This is a genomic window from Brevibacterium renqingii (assembly GCF_017808105.1).
Lineage (GTDB): Bacteria > Actinomycetota > Actinomycetes > Actinomycetales > Brevibacteriaceae > Brevibacterium > Brevibacterium renqingii.
In genome coordinates this window covers 1-24648 of sequence record NZ_JADBHF010000013.1, presented here as the reverse complement: position 1 = coordinate 24648, position 24648 = coordinate 1, and the positions used below count along the sequence as shown (strand labels likewise).

20 protein-coding genes are annotated in these 24648 nt (G+C 65.9%); 12 read left to right on the top strand and 8 right to left on the bottom strand.

Annotated elements, in window-relative coordinates; all coding sequences use genetic code 11:
- The first annotated feature begins 92 nt into the window (after window positions 1–92).
- Entirely contained in the window at window positions 93–1664 is a 1572-nt protein-coding gene (locus tag IHE57_RS13280; RefSeq protein ID WP_209373693.1) for an MFS transporter, read from the top strand.
- 99 nt (window positions 1665–1763) lie between these two features.
- On the opposite strand, the gene IHE57_RS13275 is transcribed toward IHE57_RS13280, so the two are convergent.
- From IHE57_RS13275 to IHE57_RS13265, 3 genes are read right to left on the bottom strand one after another with little or no spacing between them, the layout of a single operon-like run.
- A complete protein-coding gene (locus tag IHE57_RS13275) occupies window positions 1764–3308 on the bottom strand; it encodes a tripartite tricarboxylate transporter permease (protein ID WP_209373691.1) in 1545 nt (514 codons plus the stop codon).
- A 1-nt stretch (window position 3309) separates the two neighbouring features.
- The gene (locus tag IHE57_RS13270; RefSeq protein WP_366933960.1) at window positions 3310–3981 is read right to left on the bottom strand and encodes a tripartite tricarboxylate transporter TctB family protein; all 672 of its coding nucleotides are present in this window, start codon (window positions 3979–3981) and stop codon (window positions 3310–3312) included.
- On the bottom strand, window positions 3978–5015 hold the full coding sequence (locus tag IHE57_RS13265) for a Bug family tripartite tricarboxylate transporter substrate binding protein (RefSeq protein ID WP_366933959.1): 1038 nt from the start codon (window positions 5013–5015) through the stop codon (window positions 3978–3980). The genes IHE57_RS13270 and IHE57_RS13265 overlap by 4 nt, the downstream gene beginning before the upstream one ends.
- Window positions 5016–5372: 357 nt before the next feature.
- On the opposite strand from IHE57_RS13265, the gene IHE57_RS13260 reads away from it, so the two are divergent.
- The 10 genes from IHE57_RS13260 to IHE57_RS13215 all read left to right on the top strand — a co-directional run bounded on the left by IHE57_RS13260 (window position 5373) and on the right by IHE57_RS13215 (window position 17922).
- On the top strand, window positions 5373–7616 hold the full coding sequence (locus tag IHE57_RS13260) for a S9 family peptidase (RefSeq protein WP_209373687.1): 2244 nt from the start codon (window positions 5373–5375) through the stop codon (window positions 7614–7616).
- Window positions 7617–7880: 264 nt separating this feature from the next.
- Window positions 7881–8867 (top strand): ABC transporter substrate-binding protein, encoded by a 987-nt coding sequence (locus IHE57_RS13255; RefSeq protein ID WP_209373685.1) that lies wholly within the window; start codon window positions 7881–7883, stop codon window positions 8865–8867.
- Window positions 8868–8962: 95 nt separating this feature from the next.
- Window positions 8963–9946, top strand: a complete 984-nt coding sequence (locus IHE57_RS13250) for an ABC transporter permease (RefSeq protein ID WP_209373683.1) — start codon at window positions 8963–8965, stop codon at window positions 9944–9946.
- Between the two features lie 5 nt (window positions 9947–9951).
- On the top strand, window positions 9952–10743 hold the full coding sequence (locus IHE57_RS13245) for an ABC transporter ATP-binding protein (RefSeq protein ID WP_209373681.1): 792 nt from the start codon (window positions 9952–9954) through the stop codon (window positions 10741–10743).
- Window positions 10744–10814: 71 nt separating this feature from the next.
- Complete coding sequence (locus IHE57_RS13240) at window positions 10815–11375, top strand: TetR/AcrR family transcriptional regulator (RefSeq protein WP_209373679.1); 561 nt, start codon at window positions 10815–10817, stop codon at window positions 11373–11375.
- Entirely contained in the window at window positions 11372–11731 is a 360-nt protein-coding gene (locus IHE57_RS13235; RefSeq protein WP_209326390.1) for a DMT family transporter, read from the top strand. The genes IHE57_RS13240 and IHE57_RS13235 overlap by 4 nt, the downstream gene beginning before the upstream one ends.
- On the top strand, window positions 11728–12042 hold the full coding sequence (locus tag IHE57_RS13230) for a DMT family transporter (protein ID WP_209326391.1): 315 nt from the start codon (window positions 11728–11730) through the stop codon (window positions 12040–12042). The genes IHE57_RS13235 and IHE57_RS13230 overlap by 4 nt, the downstream gene beginning before the upstream one ends.
- Window positions 12043–12540: 498 nt before the next feature.
- On the top strand, window positions 12541–14769 hold the full coding sequence (locus IHE57_RS13225) for a BCCT family transporter (protein WP_209373677.1): 2229 nt from the start codon (window positions 12541–12543) through the stop codon (window positions 14767–14769).
- A 19-nt stretch (window positions 14770–14788) separates the two neighbouring features.
- Entirely contained in the window at window positions 14789–16387 is a 1599-nt protein-coding gene (gene betC / locus IHE57_RS13220) for a choline-sulfatase (protein WP_209373675.1), read from the top strand.
- Between the two features lie 134 nt (window positions 16388–16521).
- The gene (locus IHE57_RS13215) at window positions 16522–17922 is read left to right on the top strand and encodes a TIGR01777 family oxidoreductase (RefSeq protein WP_209373673.1); all 1401 of its coding nucleotides are present in this window, start codon (window positions 16522–16524) and stop codon (window positions 17920–17922) included.
- A gap of 53 nt (window positions 17923–17975) precedes the next feature.
- Here IHE57_RS13215 and IHE57_RS13210 read toward each other — a convergent pair whose 3' ends face one another.
- The 3 genes from IHE57_RS13210 to purL form a co-directional block, all read right to left on the bottom strand.
- Window positions 17976–18335 carry a hypothetical protein gene (locus tag IHE57_RS13210; protein WP_209373671.1) on the bottom strand — a complete coding sequence of 120 codons (360 nt, stop codon included), beginning with the start codon at window positions 18333–18335 and terminating at the stop codon, window positions 17976–17978.
- 60 nt (window positions 18336–18395) lie between these two features.
- Window positions 18396–19625, bottom strand: coding sequence for a cobalamin-independent methionine synthase II family protein (locus IHE57_RS13205; RefSeq protein ID WP_209373669.1), 1230 nt, complete (start codon window positions 19623–19625; stop codon window positions 18396–18398).
- Between the two features lie 257 nt (window positions 19626–19882).
- Window positions 19883–22267, bottom strand: coding sequence for a phosphoribosylformylglycinamidine synthase subunit PurL (gene purL, locus IHE57_RS13200; protein WP_209373667.1), 2385 nt, complete (start codon window positions 22265–22267; stop codon window positions 19883–19885).
- Between the two features lie 198 nt (window positions 22268–22465).
- On the opposite strand from purL, the gene trhO reads away from it, so the two are divergent.
- Window positions 22466–23377 (top strand): oxygen-dependent tRNA uridine(34) hydroxylase TrhO, encoded by a 912-nt coding sequence (gene trhO / locus IHE57_RS13195; protein ID WP_209373666.1) that lies wholly within the window; start codon window positions 22466–22468, stop codon window positions 23375–23377.
- A 42-nt stretch (window positions 23378–23419) separates the two neighbouring features.
- On the opposite strand, the gene IHE57_RS16775 is transcribed toward trhO, so the two are convergent.
- Window positions 23420–23875: a DUF1731 domain-containing protein gene (locus tag IHE57_RS16775; RefSeq protein WP_366933958.1), complete on the bottom strand. Its 456-nt coding sequence runs from the start codon at window positions 23873–23875 to the stop codon at window positions 23420–23422.
- Window positions 23796–24167: an NAD-dependent epimerase/dehydratase family protein gene (locus IHE57_RS16770; protein WP_343071944.1), complete on the bottom strand. Its 372-nt coding sequence runs from the start codon at window positions 24165–24167 to the stop codon at window positions 23796–23798. The genes IHE57_RS16775 and IHE57_RS16770 overlap by 80 nt, the downstream gene beginning before the upstream one ends.
- Between the last annotated feature and the right edge of the window lie 481 nt (window positions 24168–24648).

The window sequence follows — 24648 nt, the reverse complement described above, 5'->3', positions numbered from 1 at the left end:
CGGCAGCTCCTGCCCGCACGCTGCCTGAGCACCGCATTCGGGACGACGCTCCCACTTTTCAACTGTACCGTCCGGACGGTACAGTTGCGGTTATGACGACGACAATCGCTCCTCAGCTGCGCGCCGGCCGGCGCGAGTGGGCCGGCCTGGCTGTGCTCATGATCCCCGTGCTGCTGATCTCGGTCGACAACACGGTCCTGGGGTTCGCCATCCCGGCCATCAGCGTCGGTCTCCACCCCACGGGAACGCAGCTGCTGTGGATCGTCGACATCTACGCGCTCATGCTCGCCGGTCTGCTCGTGGTGATGGGCAGCCTCGGCGACCGCCTCGGCCGTCGTCTCCTGCTCGTCATCGGCTCGTGCGGTTTCGGGGCGGCCTCTCTGCTGGCGGCGTTCTCCGTCTCACCGGAGATGCTCATCATCGCGCGGGCGCTGCTCGGCATCTTCGGCGCCACGCTCATGCCCTCGACCCTCTCGCTGATCCGCAACATCTTTTCCGATGACAAGGACAGGCGGATCGCGATCGCGACCTGGGCCGCGATGTTCTCCGGCGGCGCCGCGCTCGGACCCATCGTCGGCGGCGTCCTCATCGAGCACTTCCACTGGGGTTCGATCTTCTTCATCAACCTGCCGCTGATCGCGGCCTTCATCCCGCTGGCAATCTGGCTGCTGCCCGAGTCGCGGGACCCGAACCCCGGCCGTGTGGATCCCGCCTCGATCGTGCTGTCGATGCTCGCGCTAGCGCCCCTGGTGTTCGCGATCAAGCACGCGATGGCAGCGGGCCCGGACATGCTCTTCTGGGTGACCGTGTCGGTGGCGCTCGGGGCGGGCGCGAGCTTCGTGCTGCGCCAGCTGGCCCTGCCGACCCCGATGCTCGACGTCCGGCTCTTCGCCAACAAGGTGTTCACCTCGGCCGTGGCCTCGAACCTGCTGAGCATCATGGGCCTGGCTGGTTTCCTCTACTTCGGCACCCAGTTGCTCCAGCTCGTCCTCGGGCTCTCCCCGGTCGAGGCCGCACTCGTGCTCATCCCCGGCCTGGTCACATCGATCGTCGCCGGCTACCTCGTCGTGCCGATCGTCGCTCGATTCGCCCCGCGGGTCGTCGTCCCCGCGGCCCTGCTGCTCAACGCACTCGGTATGGGCATCGTGGCGTTCACCCCCGAGCACACGGTGACCGGAATGCTCGTGGCCTTCCTCATCCTCGGCATCGGCCTCGGAGGCGCGGAGGTCGTGACGAACGACCTCATCCTCGCCGCGGTGCCCGCGAACAGGGCCGGAGCCGCCTCGGCGATATCGGAGACCGCCTACGAGTTCGGCTCCGTCATGGGCACCACCGTCCTCGGCGGGCTCTCGACCTTCGTCTTCGGTTCCGCGCTGCACTCCGCGATCGGTGATGATGCGAACCGGGCCCAGTTCGACACCTTGGGCTCGGCCCTCGAATACACCGCGGGACTCGGCGGGCAGGCTGCACACCGCACCGCCGAGGCGGCAGTCGCGTCCTTCGAGACCGGCGTGCAGTGGGCTGCCGGTGCCGCTGTCGTCCTTGTCGTCATCGCCGCTGTGCTCACGAGCATCGGCCTCAAGGGGGCCGGCCGGCTGCTGCCTGGCGCGAGTGCTGGGGCGGAAGGGCAGGAGCCGCGCCCCTGTCCGAAAGATGACGACTGAGGCTGAGGCCCTCGTTCAAGCCTGCGCGCAGATGTCGAATCGTGCGTGCCTCGACATCTGCGCTGCGGCTTGAGCGAGCGGCGGTGAGGTTCGTCGCCGTCAGGAGATCGGTGACTCCGCCGGAGCGGCCGCACGCTGAACCTGCCTCTGCCGCTTACGCGCCAGCACCCGTCCGACGCCGGTGTAGACGAGCGCGCCGATGAGGATGATGTAGAGGACGATCGTGATCGGCGAGGACACCAGCACCGAGGCGTCTCCGCCCGCGGCCAGCAGCGCATCGCGCAGGTTCGACTCCGCCAGGGGACCGAGCACCATGCCGATCATCAGCGGTGCCAGAGGCACACCGTAGCGTTTGAGCACGAAGCTGATGACGGCGATGCCCAACAGCACGAGCAGCTCGAACGTCGACGCCGAGGTCGCATAGATGCCCAGACCGCAGAAGACCGCGATGCCACCGTAGAGGTACGGGTCCGGGATCCTCAGCAGCTTCGCCCACAGGGGAGCGAACGGCAGGTTGATGATGAGCAGGACGACCATCGCGACGAAGAAGCTCGCCAAGAGTCCCCAGACGAGTTCGGGGGAGCGGTCGAAGAGCAGCGGACCGGGCTGGATGCCGTACTGGCGGAACGCGGCGAGCATGATCGCCGCGGTCGCCGAGATCGGCAGACCCAGAGCCAGCAGCGCACCCATCGCGATGCCGGTCGTGGCCGAACCGGCCGCCTCGGGGGCGGCGAGGCCGCGGATCGCGCCCTTGCCGAACTGCGGCTCCTTGCGCCGTGAGTCGAGCTTGCGCTCGAGCCCGTACGCCATGAATGTCGGCACATCGGCGCCGCCGACGGGAATGACGCCGAAGGGCAGACCGATCGCGGTTCCGCGCAGCCACGCCGGCAGCGCTTCCCCTACTTCCCGGCGGGAGAGGAACGGCCGGCCGGAGGAGTTGACCGTATTGTCCTTGGCCTGCCGGCGGATCCGCGAGGCGATGAAGAACACTTCGCCGAGGGCGAGAATGCCCACGGTCACGGTGACCAGGGAGACTCCGTCGAAGAGCTCGGGCACGCCGAAGGTGAAGCGCTCCGTGCCCGAGACCGAGTCGATGCCGATGACGGAGAACCCGATGCCGAGCACGAGTGCCATGAGCCCCTTGAGCACGGAATCGGCGACCACCGAGGAGGTGGCGACGAAGGCGAAGAGCGCAAGGGCGAAGAACTCGGCGGGGCCGAAGCTCGTCGACAGATCCGCCAGTGCCGGGGCGACGAAGACGACGAGGAAGCAGGAGATGAAACCGCCGATGAACGCGCCGATCGCGGCCGTGGCCAGGGCTTGCGGAGCGCGACCGTCCTTGGCCATCTTGTGGCCTTCGAAGGTCGAGGCGATCGCCGAGGCCTGCCCGGGCGTATTCATGAGAATCGCCATCGTCGAATCGCCGAAGAGCCCGCCGAAGTAGACGCCGGCGAACATGATGAAGGCGCCGGTCGGGTCGAGTGCGAAGGTCATCGGCAGCAGCAGCGCCACCGCCATCGACGAACCCAGGCCCGGCAGCACGCCGACGGCGGTGCCGAGGAAGCAGCCGACGAGGACCCAGAGCAGGTTCATCGGCGTCAGAGCATGTGCGAAGCCCTCGAAGAGCGACTGAAGAGCATCCATCTCAGAAGCCACCTCCCAGGATTCCCGAGGGAAGGTTGAGCCCCAGCAGCACCGCGAAGGCGATGTAGACCAGGGACGAGAACGTCAGTGCCAAGGTGAGGTCGAACAGCGGCTTCTTCGAGCCCATCGACCGGGCGACGCACCAGAACAGGAGCGCCGCGGCGATGATCCACCCGGCGAATTCGAGGATGAGCGCGAAGGCGGCGAAACCGCCGGCGCCCCAGGCCAGGGACACGAAGTCGCTGTGCGTGCGGTGCTTCGAATCGGCGACCCGGGCCTCGGCGAGGGCCCTGCGGTCCTCGGCCGGCTCGTCCTCCTCGTGCGGGGACAGTCGCGAAGCCGCGACCGCAGAGGTGACCGGAGTCGAGAACGCCTTGTCCTCTTCGATCTCGGCGGGCAGCTCCGCGTCGGCGTCGACCGGTTCCGGATTGCGGATATAGGCGATCGTGAGCAGGATCGTCAGCGCGTAGCCGACGAGCATGATGAGCATCGGGAAGAACTGCGGACCCGGTTTGTCGGCATCCTCGGCGACCTCCATCGTGAGGATCCCGACGAGCAGGTAGGTCGAGAACGCCCCCATGATGAGCGGCACGACGAGCCCTGAGCGGCCCTGCCACCAGGTCCCGGCGCCGAGGTGGCCCGTCCGGGTCTTCGTCTGCGTCTGCGCGCTCACAGTCCCAACTCCTTCAACAGCTTCTCCACTCGTGAGGTGTCTTCCTTGACGAACTCGGCGAACTCCTGACCGGTCAGCCACACATCGGTCCATTTGTTGCGCTCGAGCGCGTCCTTCCAGGCCGCGCTGTCGCGGGTCTTCTGGAGGATCTCGAGCAGCTGCGCGGATTCGTCGCCGGTGATGTCAGGGGCACCGAGCCAGCCGCGCCAGTTCGTCAGTGTGACCTCGTAGCCCTGTTCGGACATGGTCGGCACATCGTCGAATCCCCTGATGCGCTGCGGTGCGGCCACGCCGATGGCCTTGATCCGGCCGGCTTCGATCTGGTCGGAGACCTCATTGAAGCCGCAGGAAGCGAAATCCGTCGTCCCCGACAGCAGGGTCTGGATCGCCTCGCCGCCGCCTGACTTCGGGATGTAGGTGATGTCCGAGGCGGAGATCCCGCCGAGGAGGGCCAGCTGGGCGATGGTCAGGTGATCGACGGATCCGGCCGAACCGCCCGTCCAGACGAACTTCTTCGGGTCCTTCTTCCAGGCGGAGACGACATCGTCGACGGTGTCGTACGGGGCATCCGCAGCGGCGATGAGCACATCGTAGTCCTCGGCCACGCGGGTCAGGAGCGTCGTGTCGACGAAGCCGACCGGGGACTCGTTGAGCGCGATGCCGCCGACCATGGCCGTGCCGGTCGCCAGAATGGTGTCGGCCTGGCCGTGCATGGTCGAGAACTTGCCGAGCCCGATGGTTCCGCCGGCACCGGGGATGTTGACGACCTGCGCGTTGTTCGCCAGAGCGTTCACGCGCATGGCCTGCTGCGTCTCGCGGGCGAAGCCGTCCCAACCGCCGCCGGCACCGGCAGGGGCGATGAGGGTGAGGTTCGAGGACAGATCGCCCTTCGCCGAGGCGGCCTTGACCGAATAGGTCGTCGCGGTTCCGATCGCCGCCACGGCGATGGCCCCGTAGGCGATGCGGCCGAACATGCGTCGGGAGGGATGTGAGGATTCCACGGTGGAGTCCTCGTCAGGTGGCGCCTTTGGCACGGACTTCTCCTTCGAAGACAGATGTGATGTGAGACTCACCCTAAGGGGGCGCGGCAGCGAACGGTGCTCTTGTGCTCACTGTGCGCGTTCTGCCCATTGAGTGCGTTGTGCGCATTCTACTCGCGGGGGCTTCGGCACGTCTGTCGGGCACTTCGGCGCACGTCTGCGGCGGCGGGCACGTTTGCTTCTGGCCGCGAGGGTCGCTCGCGGCGGCGAGGGACGTTTGTGGTCACAGCGCCGAGGTGAATAGCCGTTCTTCGCGTTTTCGCCTCGGTTGAGTGACCACAAACGGACGCTGCACAAGCTGCTTCGTGCTCGGGGCGAGGGCTGCCGGGAGGGAATGGCTAGGGTGGGACTATGACTGATTCCGACTCTCCGAACTCTGCCCGTGCGGCATGGATCGCGGCCCCGGTGACAGCGCCGGCGGCCAAGAAGGTCCCTTTCGAGCGCACCCATCACGGACATACCTTCGTCGACGACTACGAGTGGATGCGCGAGAAGGACTCGCCCGAGGTCATCGCCCACCTCGAGGCCGAGAACGCCTGGACGAAGGCGCAGACGGCTCACCTCGAAGGACTGCAGGAATCGATCTTCACCGAGATCAGGACCCGCATCAAGGAGACCGACATGTCCGTGCCCAACCGGCGCGGCGACTTCTGGTACTTCTCCCGCACCCGGGCCGGGCTCGACTACGGCATCAGCGTGCGCGTTCCCGTCTCCGGGCCCGAGGACTGGACCCCGCCGGAGGTCGGCGAGGACGCGCTGCCGGGCGAAGAGGTCGTCTTCGACTCGAACATCGCCGCGGAGGGCGAGGAGTTCTTCTCACTCGGATCCTTCTCTCTGTCCGACGACGGCCGGTGGCTCCTCTACGGAGTCGACACCACCGGCGATGAACGGTACACGCTGCGGCTGCGCGATCTCGAGACCGGCAGAGACCTCGATGACACGATTGAGGACACCTTCGCCGGGGCCTCCCTCGACCCGAGCGGTCGCTGCGTCTTCTACACCACCGTCGACGATGCCTGGCGACCCGAGAAGGTGTGGCGCCACCTCGTCGGCACCAGCAGCGACGAGGATGTGTGCATCTTCCACGAACCCGATGAGCGCTACTTCGTCGGATCCGGGTTCTCCCGTTCGGGCCGGATGATGTTCGTCGTCACCGGCTCGAAGACCACCAGCGGCTACTGGAGCATCAGCGCCGACGACCTCGAGGCCGAACCGCAGGCCGTGTGGCCCCGCGAAGAGGGGGTCGAGTACGCCGTCGAGCACGCCGTCATCGGCGGTGAGGACCGATTCCTCATCACCCATAACCGCAACCGCGCCGACTTCGAGCTCGTCGACGTCCCCGCTGCCGATCCCGCTGCGGACTCCCGCCCGGTGCTCGCCGAGGTCGCAGGGCTGCGCATCGAGGACGTCGACGCCTTCTCCGACTTCATCGCGATCAGCTACCGCCGAGGCGGATTCGCCCGGGTGGGAACCGTCGCCCTCGACGCGGACGCCGCCCTCGACACCGACGCCGCCCTCGCCGCCGATGACGGGGCCTCGTCCCCGTTCGGCCCCCTGCAGGAACTGCCCTTCGGTCGGGAGACCGGGACGCTGCTGCTGGCAGGCAACCCCGAGTTCGCCCAGACGAGCATCCGTCTGCTCTTCACCTCCATGTCCACACCGTCCGTGCTCTATTCCCACAGGGTGGCAGACGGCACCGACACGGTCCTCAAGCGCCAGCCGGTGCTCGGTTCCGTCGATCTCGACAGGTACGGCGAGACCCTGCTGTGGGCGTCTGCCGACGACGGCACCCAGGTGCCGATATCCGTCGTCTACCGCAAGGATCTCCATCGTTTCGCGGATGCGGGCACGGCCGCCCCGACGCTCGAAGAACCGGCACCGCTCGTGCTCTACGGGTACGGGTCCTACGAAGCGAGCATGGACCCCTATTTCTCGGTCTCGCGGCTGTCGCTGCTCGACCGCGGGGTCGTTTTCGCCATCGCGCATGTCCGCGGCGGCGGCGAAATGGGCCGCCACTGGTACGACGAGGGCAAGACCTTGGCGAAGAAGAACACCTTCACGGACTTCATCGCCGTCGCACGCCACCTGACCGACACGGGCTGGACGACTGCGGAGCGGCTCGTGGCCACCGGCGGATCGGCCGGCGGACTGCTCATGGGGGCCGTGGCGAACATGGCCCCGGAGCTCTTCGCCGGAATCAGCGCACACGTGCCCTTCGTCGACGCACTGACCTCGATCCTCATGCCGGAGCTGCCGCTGACCGTCATCGAATGGGAGGAATGGGGCGACCCGCTGCACGACGCGGACGTGTACGAGTACATGCGCTCGTACTCTCCCTATGAGAACGTCGCGGAGGTGACCTATCCGAAGATCCTGGCCGTGACCTCCCTCAACGACACCCGGGTCCTCTACGTCGAACCGGCGAAATGGGTGGCACGGCTGCGCGAAGTCGGCGCCGACGCCCTGCTCAAGACCGAGATGGCCGCCGGCCACGGCGGTGCCTCCGGACGCTATGACGCGTGGAAGGAGACCGCATTCGACTTCGCGTGGATGCTCGATGTTCTCGGATGTTCGGACGTCCAGATCGAACCCTGATAGGACGTCTGTCGCGTGAGATAACGATACTGGGACGATTGTCCCCAAAACCCCCAATCGGCACCCGGTGTCAGGGCCGGGCCATACAGTGGATATCATCACATTCGAAGTGATGCACGTCATGGACTCAGGACGGTCTGAGCCGGAACGCCGCATCACTCGACTGCGCAGTCACCACTCCATCGCGTGCGAAGGGCGGTGGCATCGGGCGCAGACTTCGTGACGGATCCGCATCAGCGGACCGAGTTTTCAAAGGGGAGTAGCATGCGTCTCAGGAAATTGGCCACAGCGATGGTGGCGGTCGGTTCGATACTTGCGGTTTCGGCCTGCTCCGGCGGTGACGGCGGAGGCGACGGCGGCGGTCAGGACGAGTCGTACAAGATCGGCATCTCGCAGCTGGTCCAGCACCCAGCGCTCGACGCCGCCAGCGAAGGTTTCAAGAAGTCGTTCAAGGACGCCGGAGTCGAGGTCGAATGGGATGAGCAGAATGCTCAGGGCGAGCAGGCCAACGCCACCTCGATCGCCCAGACCTTCGCAAACGGGGACTTCGATCTCGTCCTCGCCGTCGCCACCCCGGCCGCGCAGGCCGCGGCACAGGCGATCACGAACGTGCCCGTGCTCTTCACCGCCGTCACCGACGCCGAGGAAGCCGGGCTCGTCGACACCGCTGACAAGCCCGGCGGAAACGTCACCGGCACCTCTGACCTCAACCCGGTCGCCGAGCAGCTCAAGCTGGTCAAGGATCTCAAGCCCGATGCGAAGACCGTCGGCATCGTCTACAGCTCCGGTGAGGTCAACTCCCAGGTGCAGGTCGACCTCGCGAAGGAGTCGGCCAAGGACCTCGGGGTGGAGATCAAGGAGGCGACGATCGCGAACTCGGGCGAACTGGCCCAGGCCGTCGGCTCGCTCGGCAAGGTCGACGCCTACTACGTGCCCACCGACAACAACGTCGTCTCGGCCGTATCGACCATGGTCCAGGCGGCTGAGAAGAACAAGGCTCTGCTCGTCGGATCCGAAGCCGGACAGGTCGAACAGGGCGCGGCGATCACCCGCGGCATCGACTACACGAAGCTCGGCGAACAGACAGGGCAGATGGCTCTGAAGATCCTGCAGGACGGGAAGAAGCCGGCCGAGATGCCTGTTGAGACGAGCTCGAACCTCGAACTCGTCGTCAACCCGAAGGCCGCCAAGGCCCAGGGCGTGGAGATCCCGAAGAAGCTCATCGACGAAGCTGACAACGTCATCGAGTGACCTTCACCTGAGGCGATCGGCCCCGTGGTCGTCGGCAGTGCTGTCGGCGGCCTCGGGCCAGCACGAACCACTACACACCATATGAACGGAAACCCATGTTCGGAGCATTGGAGCTCGGGCTCATCTACGGCGCGATGGCGCTCGGGGTCTATCTGACCTTCAAGGTCCTCAACTTCCCAGATCTCACCGTCGACGGAAGCTTCACCACGGGCGGCGCCACCGCAGCCTCCCTCATCATCGCCGGAGTCAACCCCTTCCTGGCCACCGCCGCTGCGATCGGCGCCGGACTCATCGCCGGCTACATCACCGGTCTGCTCCACACCAAGGGCGGCATCGACGGTCTGCTCGCGGGCATCCTCACCATGATCGGCCTGTGGTCGATCAACCTGAGGATCATGGGCAAGGCGAACCTGCCGCTGCTGCGAGAGGACACCGTGTTCACCCCGCTGCGGGAGAACATGTGGCTGGGCACCTGGATCTCGATCGCCATCCTGATCGTGTTCACCCTGGTGCTCAAGTTCGCCATCGACTGGTTCCTCACCACCGACCTGGGACTGGCCATCCAGGCTACCGGCAACAACAAGGAGATGATCCGCAGCCTCGGCGTCAACACCGACAACTCGACGATGCTCACGCTGGCCCTGTCCAACGGATTCGTCGCCCTCTGCGGTGCCCTCGTCGCCCAGTACCAGGGCTTCTCCGACATCAGCATGGGCATCGGGCTCATCCTCGTCGGACTCGCATCAGTCATCCTCGGTCAGGCCGTGTTCGGCAACCGCAATATCTTCATGTCCAGCCTCGGTGCCCTCCTCGGCTCGGTCTTCTACCGGCTGATCATCTTCCTCGCCCTGCGAGCCGGACTCGACACCAACGATATGAAGCTGACGACCGCACTGCTCGTCGTCATTGCCCTGCTGCTGCCCAGATGGGGCTTCCTCAAACGGATCCCCTCACTGCGCGGCCGCGGAAACCGCGCCCCGGCGACAGTGCCGCAGGGAACCACGGACATGAAGGACCCCGCTGAGATCGCCGAAGTCCCGGCCGGGGCCGCCGGCGCAGGGGCCGGGAAAGAGGGCTGAGGACCATGCTCAAGATCGACAACATCTCCAAGACCTTCTTCCCCGGCACGGTCAATGAGCGCAAGGCTCTGCAACATCTGTCACTCGAACTCGAGGAATCGGATTTCGTCACTGTCATCGGCTCAAACGGGGCCGGCAAGTCGACGCTGCTCAACACGATCTCCGGTCGGCTTCCCATCGACACGGGGTCGATCGCGATCGACGGCGCCGAGGTCTCTCGCATGCCCGAATACAGACGGGCGAAGTACCTGGGGCGAGTGTTCCAGGACCCGATGGCCGGCACCGCACCCGACCTCACGATCGAGCAGAACCTGTCCCTGGCGCTCAAGCGCGGCCAGACTCGCGGGCTGGGACCGGGCACCACCTCGGCGCGACGTGCGCACTTCCAGGACGAGCTGGCCACGCTCGAACTCGGTCTCGAGAACCGACTGAAGACGAAGGTCGGACTGCTCTCGGGCGGGCAGCGCCAGGCGCTGAGCCTGCTCATGGCCGGCTTCACCCAACCGCGGATCCTGCTGCTCGACGAACACACCGCAGCCCTCGATCCGCAGCGCGCCGCGCTGGTGACGGCGCTGACGAAGAAGATCGTCGAGAACGATGGGCTGACCACGCTCATGGTCACCCACAATATGGAGCAGGCGATCGCGCTGGGCAACCGGCTGATCATGATGCACGAGGGCCAGATCATCTACCAGGCCACGGCCGAGGAGAAGAAGGATCTGACCGTCGAGACTCTGCTCGGAGAATTCTCGAAGCTCAAGGGTGCAAGTCTGGGGGACCGGGCACTGCTCAACTGAACCTGCTGTCGTCATTTCCGTCGATGGGTTCGCCTGGCTTACTTTACCGACCGGTTGGTAAAGTCGGGCGCATGGCAAAAGACGCACGGGAACGGATTCTCCGAGCCGCGAAGGCACTGGCCGAGTCCCACGACTCGGTGCAGGGAGTGACCGTCTCGCTCGAATCGGTTGCGCACGAAGCGGGGCTGACCAAGCCCGGGCTGATGTATCACTTCCCCACGAAGGAAGCTCTCATGCTCGGGTTGGTCGACCACGCCGCCGAGGAGTGGGCGCGGCGGCTTCGCGAGCACACCGGACGCACGAGCGCTGAGCTGACGTGCTTCGAGCGACATCGTGCCTATGTCGCGGTCGCGACCACCGCCGAGGTCTCCCGCGGCGACTATTGGATCTTCTCCGATGCGCTCTACCACCCGAAGCTCGCGCAGGCGTGGAGCCGCCACCTGAGTCCGTGGTTCGACACCGGTGGCCTCGATCAGCGTGTGGTCTCGCTGCTGACTGCGGCCCGGTTCTGCGCCGATGGTGCTTGGATGTCCGAAGCCACCGGTGTCTTCCCCTCCGACGACCTCGCGGCGGTGCGCGAGCATGCGCTCGGCTTCATCGACGCGGCCGAGAAGAACGAGGGGACATCGTGACCGCCCGCAGACTGCTGCTCCTCATCGGGGCGATCCTCGCCGAGGTGGCCGCCACCCTGATGCTGCGCGCCGCCGTGGACGAGCCCATCTGGATCCCCGGTGTCGTGCTCTTCTACGCGACGGCGTTCTTCATCCTCGGCCTCACCCAGCGGATCGGAATGCCGCTCGGCGCCGTCTACGCCACCTGGTCGGCCAGCGGAGTCGCACTCGTTGCGATGCTCGGCCTGGTGTTCTTCGGCGATGCGCTCGGCATCGGGGCGATCATCGGCATCGCGATCATCATCGTCGGCGTCGTCCTCGTCGAGTCCGGTTCCCCTGACGAACCCGAGGCCGTGGAGACGGGGGCGGGCGAATGAGCTGGCTGTGGCTGTCCCTGTCCATCCTCAGCGAGGTCGCCGGCACCCTGTGCCTGCGCGCCAGCGCCGGACTCCAGCGCAAGATCTGGTTCATCCCCGTCGCCATCAGCTACACCGCAGCCTTCATCTTCCTCGGGCGCACTCTTGCGGCGGGCATGCCGCTCGGAGTCGCCTATGGGCTGTGGGCCGCCTGCGGCGTCGCGCTCGTGTGCCTGCTCTCGCGAGTGATCTGGAAGGACCCGCTGACCCGGCGGGCCCTGATCGGCATCGGACTCATCGTCCTCGGCGTCATCCTCGTCGAAACGGGCTGAAGCCGGCCGATACGCCCTGTGATCCTTATCTCTGCACTCCCGGGATCGGGCACGAGCCGGACGGCCGACCGACAGCGAACGGCACGGGCAGCAACGACCGGCAGGGACAGCATGGTCCGGGACGCTTTCAGGACTTCATTGAGAAGCATTCAGGAAGCTGTTATCGTCCGAGAGTATGCCCATTTTCGGTGATCTCGTCCCGCAGCTCTGCGGACGATCGACCCCGAAAGGACTTCGCCCGACCCCGAATCGGCTGCGACCCACCTTAGGCTTCGCCAATGACTCTTGGGAGCTCGCGGCCATCGGCTGGTGCGGCGGAGAGCCCTGAGGCCCGGCGGAAAGACCGCCGATATTCCGACCACTCAGTGAACCTTCGGACCGCCTGACTCCCTGCCCGCATCCGCCGTGCTGACCATTCGATGTCAGCAGGCGATGCCGAGTGTGCCATGCGGTCCGTGTCCGATCGCATGACACACGTGCATGAGAAAGAGCCAGCGTATGAAAGACGATCTCAGACCCGGGAGCGATCAGGCCCCGCAGACTATCGGTGCCGACAGCGGCCACGCCCCCGACAGCACCCAGCCCGCCGAACACACCCAGTCCGCGAGCGAGTCTCCTCGCGCACCCCGGGAGCGGATCAAGGCCGACGCCCGACGAGTCGGAGCCGAGACCAAACGCGTGAGCCGGGAGACCGGCCGCAATCTCGGCAAGTTCGACTACCGGCGTCCGCGCGTGCCCGATTCCGCAGCGGCCGAGCAGGCGAACTCCCACTACCCGCATGACACCCACCCGATCCTCGTCCCCGGCATCGCCATCGACGAGCAGCGGCGCCATTACTCGCTGGACAAGATCATCTTCGCGATCGCCGGATCGCTCACCGTCGCCTTCGTCATCTGGGGCATCTCAAGCCCCGGCAGCGTCGCCGGCGTCGCTCAGGCAGCCTACGACTGGGCCACCCTCAACGTCGGCTGGTTCTTCAACCTCGTCGCCATCATCGTGCTCGTCGCCCTCCTCATCCTCGCCTTCTCGCCCTACGGCAAGATTCCCCTGGGCAAGGACGGTGAGAAGTCCGAATTCAGCACCTTCTCCTGGGTCGCGATGCTCTTCGCCGCCGGCATCGGCATCGGAGTCCTCTTCTTCGGGCCCTCTGAGCCGCTGACGTACTTCGTCACGCCGCCGCCGCTGACGAACGACCCCGAGACCACCGAGGCGCTCCACGGCGCGATGGCCCAGACCTACTTCCACTGGGGCTTCCACGCCTGGGCGATGTATGCCCTCGTCGGCGGCGCCATCGCCTATGCCGCCTACCGCCGAGGCCGCTCCCTGCTGCTGTCCTCGATCTTCGTCACCCTCTTCGGCAAACGCCGGTCCGAGGGCTTCGCCGGCAAACTCGTCGACATCTTCGCCATCGTCGCCACCCTCTTCGGCACGGCCGCGGCCCTGGGCATCGCGGCCATGCAGATCGGCACCGGCGTCAGCATCGTCTCGGGTGCGGGGCCGATGACGAACAATATGCTCGTCGTCATCATCCTCGTGCTCACGATCGGCTTCATCGTCTCAGCGGTCTCCGGCGTCTCACGCGGCATCCGCTACCTCTCGTCCATCAACATCGTCCTCACCGTCGGCATCGTCGCACTCGTGCTGTTCCTCGGACCCACCCTGTTCCTGTTCAACCTGCTGCCCTCGGCGCTCATGGAATACCTGGGTTCGATGTTCGACATGATGGGCCGGTCCCTGTCCTGGGGCGGCGAGACGCAGGAGTTCCAGTCGGTGTGGACCGTCTACTACTGGGCTTGGTGGATCTCCTGGTCGCCGTTCGTCGGCACCTTCATCGCCCGCATCTCCCGCGGTCGCTCCATCCGCCAGTTCATCCTCGGCACGATCTTCATCCCCTCGGCTCTGCTCTTCGTCGCCTACGGCATCATGGGCGGAACCTCGATCTCGATGTATCGCGACGGAGCCGCAGGATTCACCGACAGCATGGAAGCCCCCGAGGTGTTCTTCACCCTCATCGACAACCTGCCCTATGTCGAATGGCTGCCGTTCGTCGTCATCGTCGTCCTTGCGATCTTCTTCATCACCTCGGCGGATTCGGCCTCGGTCGTCATGGGCATGCTCACCAGTCGCGGTGATCAGGAGCCGAAGAAATGGGTCGTCGTCTTCTGGGGACTGGTCATGTCGGGAATCGCCGTGGTGATGCTCCTCCTCGGCGACGCCAGCGCCCTCGAGGGACTGCAGCAGCTCGTCATCGTCACCGCGGTGCCGTTCGCGATCGTCATGCTCTTCATCATCCTCGCCTGGTTCAAGGAGCTGCGCACTGACCCGCTGGCGCTGCGCCGACAGTATGCGCTCAACGCGGTGGACAACGCAGTGGTCACCGGTGCCGATGCCTATGGTGACGACTTCGCGCTCCAGGTCGTGCCCACCGAGCCCGGTGACGGCGCCAACGGCGGGATCGACTCCGAACACGAGGACTACACCGGCTGGTACCAGCGCACCGATGAGAACGGCGAGCCCGTCGGCTTCGACTATGTGACCGGCGAATGGGCCGATGGGTGGACCCCGGATGCCGACTCCGATGCGGACCCCGCCGCAGACTCCGAATCCGAAACCGGCACCGCGGCGGAGCCCGATGCCGAGGCGGAGCCGGAGTCGACGTCCGGCGCCGGCGATGCAAGCGACTCGATCTCGGACGTTGCCGATACCGACACCGACCCCCGCCCCTGAGTCCAGAGAGGAACTCCACATGACAACCCCGAACATCGTCGTCATCCAAGCCGATCAGATGGCCGCCCAGTCCTTGGGCGCCTACGGCGATCAGGCCGCCTTGACGCCGAACATGGACGCCCTGGCCGCAGACGGAGCCGTCTTCGACCGTGCCTACTGCAATACGCCCCTGTGCGCACCCTCCCGGGCATCGATGATGACCGGGCGAATGCCCTCCGAGGTCGACTGCCTGGACAACGGCGACGACTTCGCCGCATCGACGCCGACCTTCGCCCACCGCCTGCGCAAGCTCGGCTACCATACGGCGCTCATCGGTCGCATGCACTTCATCGGCCCCGATCAGCATCACGGCTTCGAACAGCGACTGAGCACCGATGTCTACCCGGCCGATCTCGACATGGTCCCCGACTGGAACCGGCCGCTGGACGAGAAGCTGCACTGGTATCACGAAGCCGATCCCGTCTTCACTGCCGGCGCGGCCACTGCGAACGTCCAGCAGGACTTCGACGACGAGGTGATCTTCAAGACGCTGCGCCACCTCAACGACCGCAAACGAGCCAACCAGGCGGCCGGAACCGACCAGCCGTTCCTCATGGTCACCTCGTTCATCCACCCCCACGACCCGTACGAACCGCCGAAGGCCAACTGGGACCGGTTCGCCGAGGTGGACATCCCGGACCCGACCCACCCTGAGGTCCCCGATGCCGCCGCGGACCCGCACAGCCACCGGCTGCGCACCATGTGCGGCTTCGACCAGCGGGAACCGGGGCTCGAGGACGTGCGTCGGGCTCGCCGGGCCTACTATGCGGCGGTGAACTACATCGACGACCACATCGGAGCGATCCGGAGGAGGCTCGAGGAGCTCGACCTGGCGAAGAACACGGTCATCATCGTCACCAGCGATCACGGGGACATGCTGGGGGAGAAGGGGCTGTGGTTCAAAATGTCGCCCTACGAGCGCTCCTCCCGGGTGCCGATCATCATCAACGGCCCCGCCGAGGTGGTCACCCCGGGTCGCTATGCCAACCCTGTGAGCCTCATCGACCTCGCCCCGACGCTGCTCGAGATCGCTCGCGGCGGTGACGGCGCCTCGTCCGGTTCCGCGGAATCGATCTCCGCCTCGACGGTCGGGGCGGATTCCGCCTCGGCGGTGGATGAAGGGCTGGCCGGGACCTCGCTGTTCGAATCCGCCCGACGGGAGATCACGGGGGAGCGCGGACCGAGGGATCGGGACGTCATCATCGAATACTTCGCCGAAGGCACCTACCGACCGCAGGTGACGCTGGTGCGCGGTGAGTGCAAGCTCACGCTCTGTCCGGGAGACCCGGATCTGCTCTTCGATCTCTCCACGGATCCGGAGGAGCTGAGCAACCGTGCGGAGGATCCCGCTTATGCCGAGACGCTGAAGACGATGCGCGAAGAGCTCGAGTCCCGCTACGATCTCGAGCACCTCGAGGACCATGTGCTCGACTCGCAGCGCAGCAGGCAGCTCGTCGCCGATGCCCTCAAGGTCGGCACGGTCCGCCACTGGGATTTCGACCCCGAGCCGGACCACGGCTATGTGCGCGGGGACTTCTGGTCGGCCTTCCGCTTCGGCAAGATCCCCGCCGCCGACTGAACGACCGTCACCGGCGGCCTCCCGGGCACTGCACTCCTGCACCGGTGGGCCGTCGGTGAATTCTTTCGGCGTTGGGCGAGTTGCGGATCACACTTTCAGATTCGGGTGGCATGATTCCGAGTAGGAGGGATGTCATGACCATCTTCGAATGGACATCTGAAGTTCCGCTCGGCGCTGAGACCACGTACCACTGGCATGCTCAGCCCGGAGCCCTCACCAGGCTCTCGCCCCACTGGGCACAGGAGATCGTCGAGGAGAGCTACCCTCCGATCGAACCGGGATCCGTCGCACAGGTGCGAACCAGCGTGCCCGGCACCTACGGGCTGCTCCGGCGACCATTCAGCGCCGTGCACTCCGAAGGCCCGTCCCGGTTCTCCTTCGTCGACGAACTCAAGAAGGGCCCGCTGAGCCAGTGGCAGCACACGCATGAGTTCACCTCCGTCGCCGGCGGAACGAAGATCGACGACCATGTCGAATACGCAATGGCGCCGCAGAGCTTCGACGTCATCGACCGCGGCCTCAGCCGCTACCTCGAAGCCACGTTCGAAGCCCGCCATCGGCGCATGCTCATGGACATCGACTTCCTCGAAAGCACGAACGCACCCCTGGTGACGCGGAAGAAGGGCAAGCGCATCCTCATCACCGGCGGCAGCGGCCTGATCGGTCGTCAGGTCGCCGCCCTGTTCTCCACTGCCGGGCACTTCGTACGGCTGCTCGTGCGGGAGACCCCGAAGTTCCCCTACGAGTCCCACTGGAGCCCCGATCTCGGAATCCTCAATCCACGTGATCTGGCATGGGCGGACGCGGTCGTCCACCTCAGCGGGCGATCGATCGCCACGCGGTTCACGAAGAGCGCGAAGGAGGAGATCTGGTCCTCACGCATCGATTCGACCCGGCTGCTCGTCGAGACCATGCGGGGACTGCCCGAGGCCAAACGGCCCTCGGTCTTCGTCTGCGCATCGGCCGTCGGCTACTACGGCTCGAAGGCGGACGAGCCCGTGGACGAGACGGGACCGGCCGGGGACGGATTCCTCGCCGAGCTCTGTCAGGAATGGGAGAAGACGGCGGCCGGGGTCGAGGATGCCGGAATCCGACGGGTCTCGATCCGCACCGGGGTCGTGCTCAGCACCCTGGGCGGCCTGCTCAGACTGCAGGCACCGCTGTTCCTCGCCGGTGCCGGCGGACGGCTGGGCAGCGGCGAACAGGCCATGGCCTGGATCTCACTCGACGATGTCGCGCGTTCCTATGTGCATGCCGTGCTCTATGACTATGTGCGGGGACCGGTCAACGCCGTCGCCCCTGACCTCGTCTCGCAGGCGGAGTTCGCCGAGGCCCTCGCCGGCCATCTGCGCAGGCCCGCATGGCTTCCGACGCCCGGGTTCGTCACGGAACTCATGCTCGGCCGGGACGGGGCGAAGGAGCTGGCCCTGGCCGACCAGAGGGTTGTGCCGGAGAAGCTGCAGGAAACCGGTTACCAGTTCGCTCATCCCACGCTGGCTGATTGCTTCGACGAGGAGCTGGGCGGCGGGGCGTGAGCACGGCCGCCGACGTTCGCCTGAGAACGGACCCGGATCGACGACCGGCGTGACTATACGTCCTCGGGGCCCCACCGTGATGGTTGCAGCCTGCGGTACTGGCGGATGCCGGTTGCGATGAGCAGGATTCCGAGGGCGCAGAAGACGCTCGGTGCAGCGAAGGCGGGGATCGAATGTCCTGTCGCGACGCTCAGCTGCAGCCACAGGAGAGCGGAGAAGGAACCGCTGGAGATTCCCGAGAGGATGCGGAGAAACTCGATCAGCTGGGCGCGGGTGTAGTCCGAGTGGTCCTCGGAGGCCCAGAACGAACCGAAGAAGACGAACGGCATCGGGCATGCGCGCAGGGGCACTGCTTGCCACAGCGGTCGGATGAGGAACGCCACCGAGATCAGCAGGGAGACGGGAACGGGCATGCGACAGTCCCCTCCGCCCGGTCCGTGGGCCGAGCGGAGGGGACTGATCGATGAGGCGGTTCAGAAGCGCTTCGAGGCGAGCTCGGCGCCCTCGGTCAGCGACTGGAGCTTGGCGACGGCGATGTCCGGGTGGACGCGACCGCCCAGACCACAGTCGGTGGAGGCGACGACGTTCTCCGGGCCGACGAGACCAGCGAACCGGCCGATGCGTTCAGCGACGAGTTCGGGGTGCTCGACGACATTGGTCGAGTGGGAGACGATGCCGGGGATGATGTATTTGCCCTCGGGTAGCTTCTTCTCCTCCCAGATCCGCCATTCGTGCTCGTGCCGGACATTGGCGGCTTCGAAGGTGATGCCGGCGGCGTTGATCGACAGCACCTGATCGACGATCTCGATGAACGGCAGATCGGTCACATGCGGTCCGTGCCAGGATCCCCAACAGGTGTGGACGCGTACCTGTGCCGGGTCGATGCCGCGCAGAGCGTGGTTGAGTGCGTCGATGCGGATCTGTGTGAACGCGCGGTAGTCGTCGAAGCTGGGCTCCGGGTTGATCTGGTCGAAGTTCTCGGCCAGGGACGGGTCGTCGATCTGGACGGTCAGCCCCGCCTCGGTGATGGCGAGGTATTCCTCGCGCAGAACATCGGCCCACGCCCAGATGAACTCCTCATCGCTTGAGTAGTACTCGTTGGCGATGCGCGAGGCCGAACCAGGCGACAGAGCGTTGATGTAGCCGGCACGCTCGTCGTAACCGGCGGCGGCCAGACCTGCTTTGAGGTTCGCGATATCACGGTTGACCTGGTCCTGACCGATGTAGCTGATCGGGCCGGTGGCTTTCGGGAACTGGACTTGGTCGCCAGTGGAGGTTCCCGCATCCGGGTCAGCGTAGACGTTTGGAAAGAGATTGCGGTCGCGGCGGTCGGGGAAGCTCGTCAACACGATGCGGCCGTCCGTTGAGCGGTTCGCCGGAGTTTCCCACAGATCGTGGTCGGCCAGTTCGAGCCCGCCGGTGCGGGCGAACGAGTAGTGCCACCATGCTCCGTAGTCGAAGTCGGCGGCCATGGCGTGGCCGTATTCGCCGTCATTGGGCAGCGAGATGCCGAGGTCCTTCTGGCGCCGGACCAGATCGGCGACGCTGGCGGCGAGCAGTTCTTCGAACTCTCCGCTATCGGCTGCGGAACTCGCCTCGCCGGCCAGGCGGGCGGTGTTCTGCGCCTGCCTGGCCTTGTTGGCCTCGATGAGTTCGGGGGTGCGGGGCAAGGACCCCGCGTGGGATGTGCGGATCGTCGTCATGACTGACTCCTCTGTGCGTTCGTCGGTGTCGCGGCAGATCGGCCGCGGCTCTCTCCCACAGGCAATCACATTCGCTGTTGCGCATGTGTGGCCTCTGTCATCTGCGGTCACGTGCGTCGGCCCCCGCCGAGAAACGCCGAGGGGACCACTCGGCGCCGAGCGCACCAGTTGCAACTGGTCCGGTCGAGGCCAAGTGGTCCCCTCGGTGACTGCCCGCCTCGGTGACTGCCTGCCGCGGCGGCTGCGAGCCCGCCGCTTCAGACCGCGGTTTCGGTCACTGCCGCAACGCTTCCGCCGAACTGCTCCTGCAGCGTGCCCTCGTGAGCTCGACCGAGTTCGTCGAGGCCGATGGTGAAGTGGTCGACGACGTCCAGGGACGGATCCTGATCTCCCGCGTCGGTCATGCCGATGCGCACGAACGGGAACCGGCGTGCGGTGCACATGTCCTTGAACCGGACCTCCTCCGAACGCGGAACGGCCACGATCGCGCGGGCCGTGGATTCGGAGAACAGGGCGGTGAAGACGTCGATGCCGTCGCGTTCGCACACCTCGTCGAGCCAGATCCGAGCACCCGTGCCGAAGCGCAGGCACGATTCGACGAGCGCCTGCGACAGCCCGCCCTCCGACAGATCGTGAGCGGCATCGATCATGCCGTCACGCGAACAGTTGATGAGGATCTCGCCGAGCTCTTTCTCCGCCTCCGGCTTGTACTGCGGAGGAACCCCGCCGAGGTGGCCGGCCGTGACGTCGGCCCATGCCGAACCGTCGAGCTCCGTCTCGGTGGTGCCGAGCAGGTAGATGGTCTGGCCCGGCTCCCTCCACCCGCTCGGAGTGGCCCGGGTGACGTCGTCGAAGACGCCGAGCACGCCGACGACCGGGGTCGGGTGGATGGCCACGCCGCCGGTCTGGTTGTACAGGGACACATTGCCGCCGGTGACTGGGGTGCCCATGTCCTGGCAGGCCTCCGCCAGCGCTTCGACGGACTGCGCGAACTGCCACATGATCTCCGGGTCCTCGGGCGAACCGAAGTTGAGGCAGTCGGTGACCGCACGCGGGATGGCCCCGGCGGTCGTGACATTGCGGTAGGCCTCGGCCAGGGCCAACTGGGCGCCGCGGGCCGGATCGAGGTAGCAGTAGCGACCATTGGCATCGGTGGCGATGGCCACGCCGAGGCCGGTCTCCTCGTCGACGCGGATCACGCCGGCGTCATCGGGGTAGGCCTGAGCGGTGTTGCCCTGAACGTACTTGTCGTACTGCGAGGTGATCCACGACTTCGAGGCGAGATTCGGCGATCCCGCGAGTTCGAGGACGGTCGAGCGCAGCTCGTCATCGGTGGTCGCACGCACCAGCCCAGCCGATTCGACGGTGTTCGCGGCCACCTCGGCGGTCCATGCGGGCTCGGCCATCGGACGTTCGTAGACGGGGCCGTCGTGGGCGACCGAACGCGGGGGCACATCGACGATGACGTCGCCATGCCATTCGATGACGAGGCGGTCGGTGTCGGTCACCTCGCCGAGCACGGAGGTCTCGACCTCCCACTTGCCGACGATGGCCAGGAATTCGTCGAGGCGGTCAGGCCGGACGACGGCCATCATCCGCTCCTGGGACTCCGACATGAGGATCTCCTCGGGGGTGAGGGTCTCATCGCGCAGCAGCACGTCGTCGAGGGCGATGTGCATGCCGCCGTCGCCATTGGATGCCAGCTCCGAGGTGGCGCAGGAGATGCCCGCGGCGCCGAGGTCCTGGATGCCTTCGACGACGCCGGCGCGGAAGAGCTCGAGGCAGCATTCGATGAGGACCTTCTCCGCGAAGGGGTCCCCGACCTGCACGGCCGGACGCTTCGACGGCTTCGTGTCGTCGAAGGATTCGGAGGCCAGGATCGAAGCCCCGCCGATGCCGTCGCCGCCGGTGCGCGCGCCGAAGAGCACGACCTTGTTGCCCAGGCCCGAGGCATTGGCCAGGCGGATGTCATCATGGCGCATGACACCCACCGCCAGGGCGTTGACCAGGGGATTGCTCTGGTAGACGGAGTCGAAGACGGTCTCGCCGCCGATGTTCGGCAGACCGAGTGAGTTGCCGTAGTTGCTGATCCCGGCGACCACGCCGTGGACGACGCGGGCGGTGTCGGGGTGATCGATGGCGCCGAAGCGCAGCTGATCCATCACGGCCACGGGACGGGCACCCATTGAGATGATGTCGCGGACGATGCCGCCGACGCCGGTGGCCGCACCCTGGTGGGGTTCGACGTAGCTCGGATGATTGTGGCTCTCGACCTTGAAGGTCACGGCCCAGCCGTCGCCGATGTCGACGACGCCGGCGTTCTCACCGATGCCCACGAGCAGGTGCTTCTTCATGTCCTCGGTGACCTTGTCGCCGAACTTCGACAGGTGGACCTTCGAGGATTTGTAGGAGCAGTGCTCGGACCACATGACCGAGTACATCGCCAGCTCCGCCGAGGTGGGCCTGCGCCCGAGGATCTTCTTGATCTGCTCGTATTCGTCGGCCTTGAGGCCGAGGTCAGCGAAGGGCTGCTCGACGTCGGGGTTCGCCGCAGCGAACTCGACCGTCTCCTTGACCTTCTTCGAAGCATTCTGCGGGGAATCGACCTGCGTGGAATCCGCAGAGCTGAGGTTTGACGTCATGTCCTCTTCGGGGCCCTTTCATACGACACGGCACTCACGGCCAATCTTAGCCGGGGTCGGCGCGAGGGGGCGAAGCGCGTCCACGACGTTCCGCCTCGGCGAGGCGCACCGGGGCGACAGGGGCGACAGGGGCGGCGGCGCACGTGGTGGGAACGCCTGGGCGGGAGTGCGTTCGCGTGCCCACTTAGAATGGTGGGCATGGCAACTCCCAAGATCGTCCTGTTCTATGTCTTCACGCCGCTGGCCGACCCCGAAGCGGTCAAGCTGTGGCAGCACGCGCTCGCTGAGGGCCTCGGACTCAAGGGCCGTGTGATCGTGTCCAAGGACGGCATTAACGCGACTCTGGGCGGGGACGTCTTCGACGTCAAGCAGTACGTGCGGGCGACGAAGTCCTATGCGCCGTTCAAGAAGGCCGACATCAAATGGTCGAACGGGCAGGGCGATGACTTCCCGCGTCTGAGCGTGAAGGTGCGCTCGGAACTCGTCACCTTCGGCACACCCGACGAGATCAAGGTGACCGAGGAAGGGGTCCAGGGTGGAGGCGAACACCTCAAACCCGGTGCGCTGCACAGGCTGCTCGACGAACGCGGCGACGAAGTCGTCTTCTTCGACGGGCGCAACGCCATGGAGGCCCAGATCGGTAAGTTCCGTGATGCCATCGTCCCGGATACGGATACCACTCGCGACTTCATCGCCGAGATCGAGTCAGGCAAATACGACGACCTCAAAGACAAGCCGGTCGTCACCTACTGCACCGGCGGAATCCGCTGTGAGGTCCTGTCCGTGCTCATGAGGAACCGCGGGTTCGAGGAGGTCTACCAGCTCGACGGCGGCATCGTCCGCTACGGCGAGACCTTCGGCAGCTCCGGCTACTGGGACGGCTCGCTCTACGTCTTCGACAAGCGCATGCACGTCGAGTTCGGCGAGAACGTCGAATCGATCGGCCTCTGCGTCAGCTGCGGGACGAACACGGCGGAGTTCGTCAACTGTGCGAACCTCGACTGTCGTCAGCAGTACCTGCGCTGCGCCGACTGCACAGAGCGGGGATTGCAGTCCTACTGCCCCGACTGCGTCGAGCAGGGCACCTTCGCCGAGGCGACCGCGGGCTGAGCATCGGCGGCCGATGTGGGGCGCCGGAGTGAGTGCGACCCGTCAGCGCAGCAGACTCTTCGCCGCCGCTTCGACGTCGGTCCACCGGATTTCGAATCCCGCGGCTTCGAGCCGTTCGGGCTCAACCCACCGGCTATTGAGCACCAATTCCGATTCCTGTCGCAGGATGAGCATGCCGATCTCCAGCAGCCGCCTCGGGGCAGGGATGCCGATGGCCGTGCGCACTGCCCGCCGCAGGGCTGACACCAGGTTGGAATTGTTCGTCACGTTCGGGCTCGAGACGTTGATCGGGCCGGCGATCTCCTCATGGTTGTCGATGAAACGAACGGCGCGAATGACATCATCGATGTGAACCCAGCTGAACCGCTGCCGTCCGTGGGTCGGCGGGTGTCCGTGCCGCAGAGTCGGTCCCGATGCCTCAGGGCCGATACCGCGATAGCGGCGATGCGGGAACCAAGGGCCTTCGTACTGGGGCCCGCCCCTCGCCGATCTCCCCATGCTCTTCTGTCTGCGGCCGGTCCATCGAATGACGGTAGATGGTGGCCGTACTCGAATTGATCCACAGCCGAGGAGGCGCCGAGGCAGCCCGCACAGCATCGTTGAGGGCGCGGGTGGTGTGCACCCGCGAATTCCAGATCTCCTGGCGGTTCGCATCGGTGTACCGACACCCGACACTGCGACCTGCGAGGTTGATGAGCAGGTCGGAACCGTCAATGAGCTCGGCGACTCCGGCCCGGTCGTCCCATATGGCATCGGACGGATGGGGGCCGGCCGATGGTGCGCACCTCATAGCCCCACTTGCGCAGAGACTTGAGCAGAGTTCGTCCGATGAATCTGGAGGCGTCGGCGACCACAGCGAGCCGAGAGGCCGCGCCCGGCATGCGAGAACGGGTTTCCACGGATGCTGTTTCCTCGGACCGCATATCTAAATCGGGAGGCTAACACCGGGTGAAGTCCAGTCGTGTCGGAGACCCGTGTTCTGTGTGGTGGGTGTCACGTGGTTGAGGTGGGGTTTGGATTTGCGTGGGGGTGTTGGCCTGGTCTAGAGTTATATCTCGTTGCCCCGCGGAAACGAGGTCCACAGGACAGGGTTTCCACCGGGTCTGACCAGCACGAACAATCGTTCGGGTGCCGGTTCGGAACGGGTGGGGCAGCACAAATGAAACTGATACCCCCAGTGAACGTGACCCGGTTTCGGGTTTCGGTGATGGGTGTGTGTTTGTGGTTTGAGAATCCAATAGCGTGTTTGTTTGAACAAGTTTGTGATGCCA